The 8,473-nt window shown below is 62.6% G+C and carries 10 protein-coding genes and 1 tRNA gene; 5 read left to right on the forward strand and 6 right to left on the reverse strand.

All coding sequences use genetic code 11. The features are described from left to right. Positions 1-113: 113 nt before the first annotated feature. The 3 genes from yidC to rpmH are packed head-to-tail and all read right to left on the reverse strand — an operon-like array spanning position 114 to position 2,592. On the reverse strand, positions 114-1,988 hold the full coding sequence (gene yidC / locus IVA75_RS13995; protein ID WP_027565786.1) for a membrane protein insertase YidC: 1,875 nt from the start codon (positions 1,986-1,988) through the stop codon (positions 114-116). Between the two features lie 13 nt (positions 1,989-2,001). Next, on the reverse strand, positions 2,002-2,430 hold the full coding sequence (rnpA, locus tag IVA75_RS14000; protein ID WP_027565785.1) for a ribonuclease P protein component: 429 nt from the start codon (positions 2,428-2,430) through the stop codon (positions 2,002-2,004). Positions 2,431-2,457: 27 nt separating this feature from the next. Next, positions 2,458-2,592, reverse strand: coding sequence for a 50S ribosomal protein L34 (gene rpmH, locus IVA75_RS14005; RefSeq protein ID WP_008542748.1), 135 nt, complete (start codon positions 2,590-2,592; stop codon positions 2,458-2,460). Positions 2,593-2,976: 384 nt separating this feature from the next. Between rpmH and IVA75_RS14010 the strand changes: the two genes are divergently transcribed. Continuing rightward, complete coding sequence (locus tag IVA75_RS14010; RefSeq protein ID WP_027565784.1) at positions 2,977-4,476, forward strand: HAMP domain-containing sensor histidine kinase; 1,500 nt, start codon at positions 2,977-2,979, stop codon at positions 4,474-4,476. A gap of 162 nt (positions 4,477-4,638) precedes the next feature. Then, positions 4,639-4,715 (forward strand) — tRNA-Arg (locus IVA75_RS14015). Positions 4,716-4,772: 57 nt separating this feature from the next. Here IVA75_RS14015 and IVA75_RS14020 read toward each other — a convergent pair. Both IVA75_RS14020 and IVA75_RS14025 read right to left on the reverse strand, forming a co-directional pair. Next, positions 4,773-5,081, reverse strand: coding sequence for a hypothetical protein (locus IVA75_RS14020; RefSeq protein WP_247285437.1), 309 nt, complete (start codon positions 5,079-5,081; stop codon positions 4,773-4,775). Between the two features lie 271 nt (positions 5,082-5,352). Beyond that, a complete protein-coding gene (locus IVA75_RS14025) occupies positions 5,353-5,577 on the reverse strand; it encodes a hypothetical protein (RefSeq protein WP_247285438.1) in 225 nt (74 codons plus the stop codon). Positions 5,578-5,880: 303 nt separating this feature from the next. Here IVA75_RS14025 and IVA75_RS14030 point away from each other — a divergent pair, with 303 nt between their 5' ends. Both IVA75_RS14030 and IVA75_RS14035 read left to right on the forward strand, forming a co-directional pair. Then, positions 5,881-6,291, forward strand: a complete 411-nt coding sequence (locus IVA75_RS14030) for a hypothetical protein (RefSeq protein WP_247285479.1) — start codon at positions 5,881-5,883, stop codon at positions 6,289-6,291. Positions 6,292-6,486: 195 nt separating this feature from the next. Continuing rightward, a complete protein-coding gene (locus tag IVA75_RS14035; protein WP_197031098.1) occupies positions 6,487-6,645 on the forward strand; it encodes a hypothetical protein in 159 nt (52 codons plus the stop codon). A 32-nt stretch (positions 6,646-6,677) separates the two neighbouring features. Here IVA75_RS14035 and IVA75_RS14040 read toward each other — a convergent pair whose 3' ends face one another. Beyond that, complete coding sequence (locus IVA75_RS14040) at positions 6,678-7,700, reverse strand: LLM class flavin-dependent oxidoreductase (protein WP_247285439.1); 1,023 nt, start codon at positions 7,698-7,700, stop codon at positions 6,678-6,680. Positions 7,701-8,134: 434 nt separating this feature from the next. On the opposite strand from IVA75_RS14040, the gene IVA75_RS14045 reads away from it, so the two are divergent. Then, positions 8,135-8,473 (forward strand): transposase (locus IVA75_RS14045; RefSeq protein WP_247285440.1); only part of this gene is annotated, 339 nt, incomplete at its 3' end.

Below are 8,473 nucleotides of genomic sequence, written 5' to 3' on the forward strand. Positions count from 1 at the left end.
GCGAAAGCTTTCTGTCTGTCCGCGTCATTGCGAGCGAAGCGAAGCAATCCAGAAATGCATCCGCGGAGGGACTCTGGATTGCTTCGTCGCTTCGCTCCTCGCAATGGCGACCGCTACGTCGCCTTCTTCGCGAACGTCGCCTTGAGATTGTCGAACAGCTCCACCTTCACGCCGTTGCGGCGCATGATGAAGCTCTGCTGCAGCACCGAGAGCGTATTGTTCCAGGCCCAGTAGATCACGAGGCCCGCCGGGAAGCCCGCCAGCATGAAGGTGAAGATCAGCGGCATCCAGTTGAAGATCATCTGCTGCGTCGGATCCGGCGGCGTCGGGTTCAGCTTCATCTGGAACCACATCGTGATGCCCATGATGATCGGCCAGATGCCGAGCGCGAGGTAGTGGCCGAACAGCGGGATCGTGGTCGGGTCGAACGGGATCAGCCCGAACAGGTTGAACAGATTGGTCGGGTCCGGCGCGGACAGATCCTTGATCCAGCCGAAGAACGGCGCGTGCCGCATCTCGATGGTGACGAACAGCACCTTGTAGAGCGAGAAGAACACCGGGATCTGGATCACCACCGGAAGACAGCCGGCGACCGGATTGATCTTCTCCTTGCGGTAGATCTCCATCATCTCCTGCTGCTGCTTCACCTTGTCGTCGGGGAAGCGCTCCTTCAGAGCCTGAAGCTGCGGCTGGACCGACTTCATCTTCGCCATCGAGGCGTAGGACTTGTTCGCCAAGGGGAAGAACAACAGCTTCACGATCACGGTCACGAGCAGGATCGAGATGCCGAAATTGCCGAAGAAGCGGTAGAAGAAGTCGAGGCCGAGGAACATCGGCTTGGTGATGAAGTAGAACCAGCCCCAGTCGATCAACAGGTCGAAATGGTTGAGGCCGAGCTCCTTGTTGTAGCCGCCATGGCCGGCGAGCGGGAAGTTGATGCCGACCACCCCGGCTTCCTTGGCGCCCGCGAATAGCCGCGCGTTCGTTGTCGTCGTGCCGCCGATCGGGACCGTCTGCTCGCTTTGCAGATAGTCGGTCTGGTATCGGATCTGGGTGCCGGGTTCGGCGACGAAACGGGCCTTGAGCGTTGCCGACGTGTCGGGAAGGAGCGCAGACGCCCAATATTTGTCGGTAATACCGAGCCAGGCATTGGTGACGTTGTTGAATTCGAACCCGTGTCCGCCGTTGCCGATCGCGGGTGCTTCGCCGACAGCCTTATAGGCCTTCTCCTGCAAACCCTGCTCGCCCAGGTAACCGATCAGGCCTTCATGCAGGATGTAGTAGCCCGAGACCTGCGGCGTGCCGTGGCGCGAAATCAGTGCGAAGGGAAAGAGTTTGACCGGCGCGTTGCCGACATTGGTCACCTCGTCCTTGATGCTGAAGAGGTAGTGGTCGTCGATCGTGACGGTGCGGCGGAAGGTGAGGCCTTCGCCATTGTCGTATTTCAGCATGACCGGCGTGGACGGCGTCAGGCTGTTGGTGCCCTCCTGCTGCCAATCGGTGGTCCGGTCGGGCACCTTTGTGCCAGCTGTTCCGGCTACCCAGCCAAATTCGGCGTAATAGGGCTCTGCGGTGCCCGACGGCGAATAGAGAATGATCGGCGGCGACTTCGGGTCGACCGTTTCGCGATACTGCACCAGCGCAAGATCGTCGATGCGCGCGCCCTTCAAGGCAATGCTGCCGGTCAAGCGGGGCGTATCGATCTTGACACGCGGAGAGGCGGCAATCGCCGCCTCGCGGCTGACGGTCGGCTGGGCCGGTTGATTGGCGATCTGGGGAGCGGAGGGCGCGCCTGCGCTGCCGGGCTGCGGCGTGGCGCTCGGCGTCCCGGAAGCCGTCGGCTGCGGCGTGGTCTTATGCAGCTCGGCCTGCGTCTGTTGCAGGGCGCGTTGCTTCTCCATCGCCGGCATGTTGTAGAAATATTGCCAGGCGATCAGCACGAAGCCCGACAGAATGACGGCGAGGATGGTATTGCGGTTGTCAGTCATCATTCTCTCGTCATCAATCCGGTTTGCGGCTGGTCGCAGGAGCGGGGCCGGGCTTTGAGCCGTCGGTTCTTGAGTTGGTTTTTGGGCCGCGTCCCTTGTGCGTATGCCGCGCGGGCTTCGCGAACGCCATGCGCAGATCGTCGAGCATGGTGGCGAAGCCGCGGGAGAGCGCGTCCCTTCGGCCGACCAGCACATAATCATGATGGGGCTGCATCGACATCGGATCGAGCCGCTTCACCAGTTCGCGAAGCCGGCGCCGGATGCGATTGCGCTCGGGGGCGTTGCCGTTCTTTTTGGTGACGGTGAAGCCGATCCGGATCGGGCCGCGATCGTCGTGGTCAAGGCTTTGGCGGTCAAGGCGTTGCAGGACGAACGCAGGACTATTCACCCGCGCGCCATTGGCAACGGCGAGGAAATCCGCCCGCTGCCTCAGCCGATCCATGATGAAATCCCAAAAAGGGGGTCCGGCTCAGGCGCTCAGACGCTTGCGGCCGCGGGCGCGGCGGGCGGCGAGCACCTTTCGGCCGCCGGCCGTGGCGAGACGGGCACGGAAGCCGTGACGGCGCTTGCGCACCAGTTTGCTGGGTTGATAAGTCCGCTTCACGGGTTTTTCTCCGCTGACCGGGCAATTTGCCTGTAGAATTGATGATAAAGTCCGGAAGATGCTGCCCAAAACGGGCCTTTTTCGGCCCCAAGAGAGCCGCTCCCGGCGGTCACACCGGGTCATCGCGGACAATTGGCCGGCTTATAAGCGAGCGCCTTCTTTTCGTCAACGCCGCACAAGCGCTCAATTCCGGCGAATATCGCTGTTTGTGCGGGGTTTTTAACCCTTGAGGTGGCGACTCGCCAAATCTGCGCTTACATCCGACCTTGGCAGATTGACGATCTGTAATTTGACCGCGCTGGGGGCGGGCCGCATCTTGATACGCGCCAAGACCCTTCACCCGGCGATATCTTTAATCCGGTAAAGGCAGCGAGGGCGAATTTCGTGGCAGCGACAGACCTCCAGCCGATCCAGGATGGGGATCAGCGGGACCCGCCGACGGCGCTGCCGCGGGGGACTCGCGGGCTTGGGCTGTCCGGCAAGCTGCTGCTGCTCACCGTTCCCTTGGTGATGATCGCGGCCATCCTGCTCTACGTGCCCGCCATCGCCAATTTCTGGGTCAATCGGCTCAACGACCGCGTCGCCGCGGCCAACACAGCGGCGCTGGTGCTCGATGCCGCGCCGCTCGGCATGGTCCCCGATTCGCTGTCGCGCCAGATCCTGAAGAGCATCAATGCGCGCGCCGTCGCCATCAAGATGGGCCAGCAGCGCCGTCTGCTCGCCAGCGACAATCTGCCGGCCGCCATCGAGCACGACATCGACCTGCGCGACATGACGGCGTGGGAGGCGATCACCGGCTCGTTCCGGATGATGCTGGAGACCGGCAACCAGGCCATCCGGATCGTCGGGCCGGGCGTCGGCAACGCCCAGTTCATGGAGATCGTCACCGACGAGCTGCCGCTGCGGCAGTCGATGTACCGCTTCTCGCGCAACGTCGTGGTGGTCGCGCTGATCATCGCGGTGCTGACCGCCGGCCTCGTCTATCTCGCCATGCATTATCTCTTCGTGCGCCCGATGCGGCGGCTGACCGCGAGTCTGGTCGGCTTCCACGAAAATCCCGAGAGTTCGGCGGGGATCATCGTGCCGAGCCAGCGCAGCGACGAGATCGGGGTCGCCGAGCGCGAATTGTCGGACATGCAGCGCGACCTGATGTCGATGCTGCATCAGAAGAGCCGACTCGCCGCCCTCGGCCTCGCGGTGTCCAAGATCAATCACGATCTGCGCAATCTGCTGGCCTCGGCGCAACTCCTGTCGGACCAGCTCGCCAGCGTGCCGGATCCGCGGGTGCAGCGCTTTGCGCCAAAGCTCGTGCGTTCGCTCGAGCGCGCCATCGCCTTCTGCCAGTCGACATTGTCCTATGGCCGCGCCCAGGAAGCAGCGCCCGACCGGCGCATGATCATGATCGAGCCGGTGGTGCTGGAGGTGCGCGAGACCGCCGGCCTTGCCTCCGACGCCTCGATCTCCTGGGTCGCCGCAATCGAGCGCGGGCTCGCGGTCGACGCCGATCCCGACCAGCTGTTTCGCGTGCTGCTCAACCTCGTCCGCAACGCCGCCCAGGCGCTGGAAAGCCATGCCTCGGCCGAGGGCGGCGCGCAGCAGATCCGGATCACGGGAAAACGCGAGGGCGCGGTCGCCATCCTCGAGGTCTCCGACACCGGCCCCGGCGTGCCCCAGAGGACCCGCGATCACCTGTTCGAGGCGTTCCAGACCTCCGGCCGCCCCGGCGGCAGCGGCCTCGGCCTTGCCATCGCCGCCGAGCTGGTCCGCGCCCATGGCGGCGACATCCATCTGGTCGAAGGCACCATCGGCGCCACCTTCCGGATCGTCATCCCCGACCGCCCCGTGGAACTGCTCTCCGTCCGCAACGAGCGGGCGCGGGCATAGTCGGCTCGCGGTTGAGTGCGGAAACTCTCATTTCCCAGCAAAATCTCCCCAATCCGGACCTTGCCAATCGGGGCAAGAGCGGTTAGTCAGAGCGCTCTTTCGCACCCCTCCGGCGTCGCCGGGGGCTGCCTGCGGGCAACGCCCGCACTGTCAGCGAAAAACGCGCCCGTAGCTCAGCTGGATAGAGCATCAGACTACGAATCTGAGGGTCGGACGTTCGAATCGTTCCGGGCGCGCCATTTCGGTACCGACTGTCGCCTGGTCACGCGGACCGAAGCCATCCTTCCGCGGTGAAGTCATCCTTCCGCGGTCAAGGCTTCCAGCTCGGCGAAATAAGCCTCCTTCAGATCCTGCTCGGACCTCGTATCGAGGTCGCCGCCGCCCGACCTGAGTCCGCGCATCCGGTCGTTCAAGTATCCGACCAGCACCGAGCCGATCGCATGGATGGCTTCGTGACGATCGAGCCCTTCAGACATCAGTCGCTGCGCCGTGCCTCGCACCGGTAGTTCGGCATCAGCAAGCTGGTTCTCCATGATGGTGTGAATAACGGCGTGCAATGTCGCGCGCGTGAGGCGGATCCGCGCGCGCCGATGATACTCCGTCACACGATCGATACGTTCTTGTTCGTCCAGCGCAAGCCACTGCTCCGGGTCCGCTCCGTGAATGGATCGTAGGCTCGAATCTCTTCATTCCCTTGGTCGAGCACTGATCGGGCGAAGACGAATGCGATTTCCGAAAACCGAGGGCTACATTCCGCAGATCAGTCTCTATCCAATCGGCCGGCGCGCCGACGATGCCCTGCTCGCACCGCTCACCGAAGCCGCTGCAACTCGCTGCACTGCTTCCAGGATTCCGCGTGCCGTAACAAAGCCCGCTTTAGCGCCGCGCAACATCACGCGCCGCAGGATCCGAACCGAGCCCCCTGCTCGTCAGCAAACGGTTGAACTGATCGGCTGAAAAAAGCTGTCCGTCCGGAGCCGTGATCGAAACCACAAAACCATTCACCGCGTGCTTGCGGGCCAGGATCACCGCAACGATCGCGCTGTCACGGAAATCCACGGTGCGGCAGTCGTCTTTAATAGCTTCGATGATAAATGTCATTTGGTCCATGACCACAATTGGCACGCGCCAATTGCGCGCCCGGCAACTCAACCTCGTATCGGTGAAAATGATATTGCCGACAAGCCAGCTATTGACCCGATGGAACCGCGACCATACCCATATTGGGGGAAACAGCAGACCGGTCTTGCCTCACGCGCGGTGCGCCACGGATACATAGAACCGGCTTGTGGGCGTCGAACCGGACATCCGTAGAAGCGGGCACTGGCCATGGTTGGTACGACTGAAGGCGAGGACATCGCGGCGGATTTGATCCGAACCGTCTCCCGCCACTCGTTGGCCTACATGCTGTGCGCAGCCAGCGAAATGTTCCGCCACTACGATTTCGATCCGCTGGACTTGATGATCATTCATGCGGTCTTGAACGCCAACGTTCTCAAGATCATGAAGAACCCCGAACTGGACCGGCAATTTGGCAGCATCCAGGCGGTTGAGCCGGATAGGATCAAGCAGGGCGTTTCCCGTGCCGCCCTGTCCCGCTTTTTCGGTCTGCCGATCGAAACCGTCCGGCGGCGCGCCGATCGCTTGAAGAAGCAAGGCATTTTCCGCGAGACCGACCAGGGACTGATCGTAACCGAAGCCAACCAGTTCAAGTTCGGCAACAATCACGAGCTGCAGAGAACCAACATGCTCCTGGTGCGGAAATTCCTCCGTGACCTGACGGAAGCCGGCGTTGAGCTTCCCGGCGGGATTTGACGGCCGGATCAGCGTTTGTCTGCTGGCGGCATCCTTGGCGCCAAGGCGAGACAATCCGGTTGGGTCTTCTTCGCGCATCGCTGCCGTGTGAGATTCAGCACGCAAGATCACCTGTAATCTGCTTCACACGCAAATGCGCCCAATCACGCTAGATGGAATAGGTCGCGCCTCCGCGCGGCCTGTTCGGAGCTTGCAATGATGGCCGCACTGGCAAAGGCGATATCCCGCGCGACGAGAACCAACGTCGATGTCGAAACTCTGAAAGTTGTCGTGATTTTCTCGGGCGCGGGTTTGCTGCTCTCTCTAGCGGCCGCAATGATCTACGGACAGGCTGCCAGCGCCGCTTTGTTTTGAGAGCGCGCGCTTCGCCAAGTCGATCGTTCGCCTCAGCGCCACCCAAGCGCGGGCGCCACGTGCGTGAGGATCGCCTCGATGGCGTGCGCGCAATAGTCGACACCGAGCTGGTTCGGGATCGTCAGCAGCAGCGTGTCCGCCTCCGCAATCGCGTCGTCCGCTCGGAGCTGCTCGATCAGCACATCCGGCTCCGCCGCATAGGATCGGCCGAAGATCGCGCGGGTGCGCGGGTCGATGAAGCCGACCTGGTCCTCGCTCCCGCGCTCGCCGCCGAAATAGGCCCGGTCGCGGTCGTCGATCAGCGCGAAGATGCTGCGGCTGACCGACACGCGGGGCTCGCGGGGGTGGCCGGCTTCCTTCCACGCAGCGCGATAGTTACGGATCTGAGCGGCCTGCTGCACATGGAAGGCTTCGCCGGTCTCGTCGTTCTTCAGGGTCGAACTTTGCAAATTCATGCCGTGCTTCGCGGCCCAGACCGCCGTGGCGTTCGAGCCGGCACCCCACCAGATCCGTTCGCGCAGGCCTTCCGCATGCGGCTCGAGCCGCAACAGCCCCGGCGGATTTGGAAACATCGGCTGCGGGTTGGGCTTTGCAAAACCTTCGCCGCGCAAGATGTCGAGAAAGACCTCGGCATGACGCCGGCCCATCTCGGCGTCGCTCTCGCCCTCGGCCGGCTGGTAGCCGAAATAGCGCCAGCCGTCGATCACCTGCTCGGGCGAGCCGCGGCTGATGCCGAGCTGCAGCCGCCCGCCGGCGATGAGGTCGGCGGAGCCCGCGTCCTCCGCCATGTACAGCGGATTCTCGTAGCGCATGTCGATCACGGCCGTGCCGATCTCGATCTTGCTGGTCCTGGCGCCGACCGCAGCGAGCAGCGGAAAGGGCGAGGCAAGCTGCCGCGCAAAATGGTGCACGCGAAAATAGGCGCCGTCGGCGCCGAGTTCTTCGGCCGCAACCGCAAGCTCGATCGATTGCAGCAGCGTGTCCGCCGCCGAGCGGGTCTGCGATTGCGGCGAGGGCGTCCAGTGCCCGAAGGAGAGGAATCCGATCTTTTTCATGGGGGCAACATATGGACGACGGGCGGAGTTTGCGACACCTCGGCCGTAGGAAAGATGGCAAACGTGAAAAGGCGTGTGCTCGTATGTGATGCCGCCCGGGGGAAGCACACTAAGCGGACAAAGCAGCAAGCACGCCATGCTTTGCACCGCTCAGAATGAGCGATTTAGCTAATTCACGAGCGAGGCTAACTCCTAAGCCGGCCGCGGTCTCGGCAAGTGATCTTGCCGATCTGGGCGCCGTTCCACCAGGCTTGTTTTACCACATCATCAGCGAGGACTGGGTTGGTTTCCTTGACCAGGCGCGTATCCGTTAGGACCCGGCTTCTCTTCAATTCATATGTCCGCTTCTGATGCTGTGGACGGCTCCTCCCCGGGCACGAGAGTGCCAAAGACTGGGCGCCGTTTAAGGCTCCCACGATTCGGAGGAGCAGCCTATGCAGTCAATTTCAACGATTGGTCTGGATATCGCGAAGTCGGTCTTTCAAGTGCATGGGGTCGATGCAGCCGGCCAGGTGATCATACGCCGTCAGCTCAAGCGCCGTTTCGTGCTGTCCTTCTTTGAGAAGTTGCCGCCGTGCCTCGTGGGGATCGAGGCTTGCGCGTCCTCGCATTATTGGTCGCGCGAGCTGCAGGCGTTGGGGCATACGGTGCGATTGATGCCTCCGGCCTATGTGAAGCCCTACGTTAAGCGGCAGAAGAACGACAGCACCGACGCGGAGGCTATTTGCGAGGCGGTCACAAGGCCCAACATGCGGTTCGTGCCGACCAAGACC

This window comes from Bradyrhizobium sp. 134, from assembly GCF_023074155.1.
Lineage (GTDB): Bacteria > Pseudomonadota > Alphaproteobacteria > Rhizobiales > Xanthobacteraceae > Bradyrhizobium.

Coding starts and splice junctions, on each gene's coding strand:
- yidC (WP_027565786.1), bottom strand. CDS start 1,988: ATGACTGACAACCGCAATACCATCCTCGCCGTCATTCTGTCGGGCTTC.
- rnpA (WP_027565785.1), bottom strand. CDS start 2,430: ATGGATCGGCTGAGGCAGCGGGCGGATTTCCTCGCCGTTGCCAATGGC.
- IVA75_RS14025 (WP_247285438.1), bottom strand. CDS start 5,577: ATGACATTTATCATCGAAGCTATTAAAGACGACTGCCGCACCGTGGAT.
- IVA75_RS14030 (WP_247285479.1), top strand. CDS start 5,881: ATGCTGTGCGCAGCCAGCGAAATGTTCCGCCACTACGATTTCGATCCG.
- IVA75_RS14035 (WP_197031098.1), top strand. CDS start 6,487: ATGATGGCCGCACTGGCAAAGGCGATATCCCGCGCGACGAGAACCAAC.
- IVA75_RS14040 (WP_247285439.1), bottom strand. CDS start 7,700: ATGAAAAAGATCGGATTCCTCTCCTTCGGGCACTGGACGCCCTCGCCG.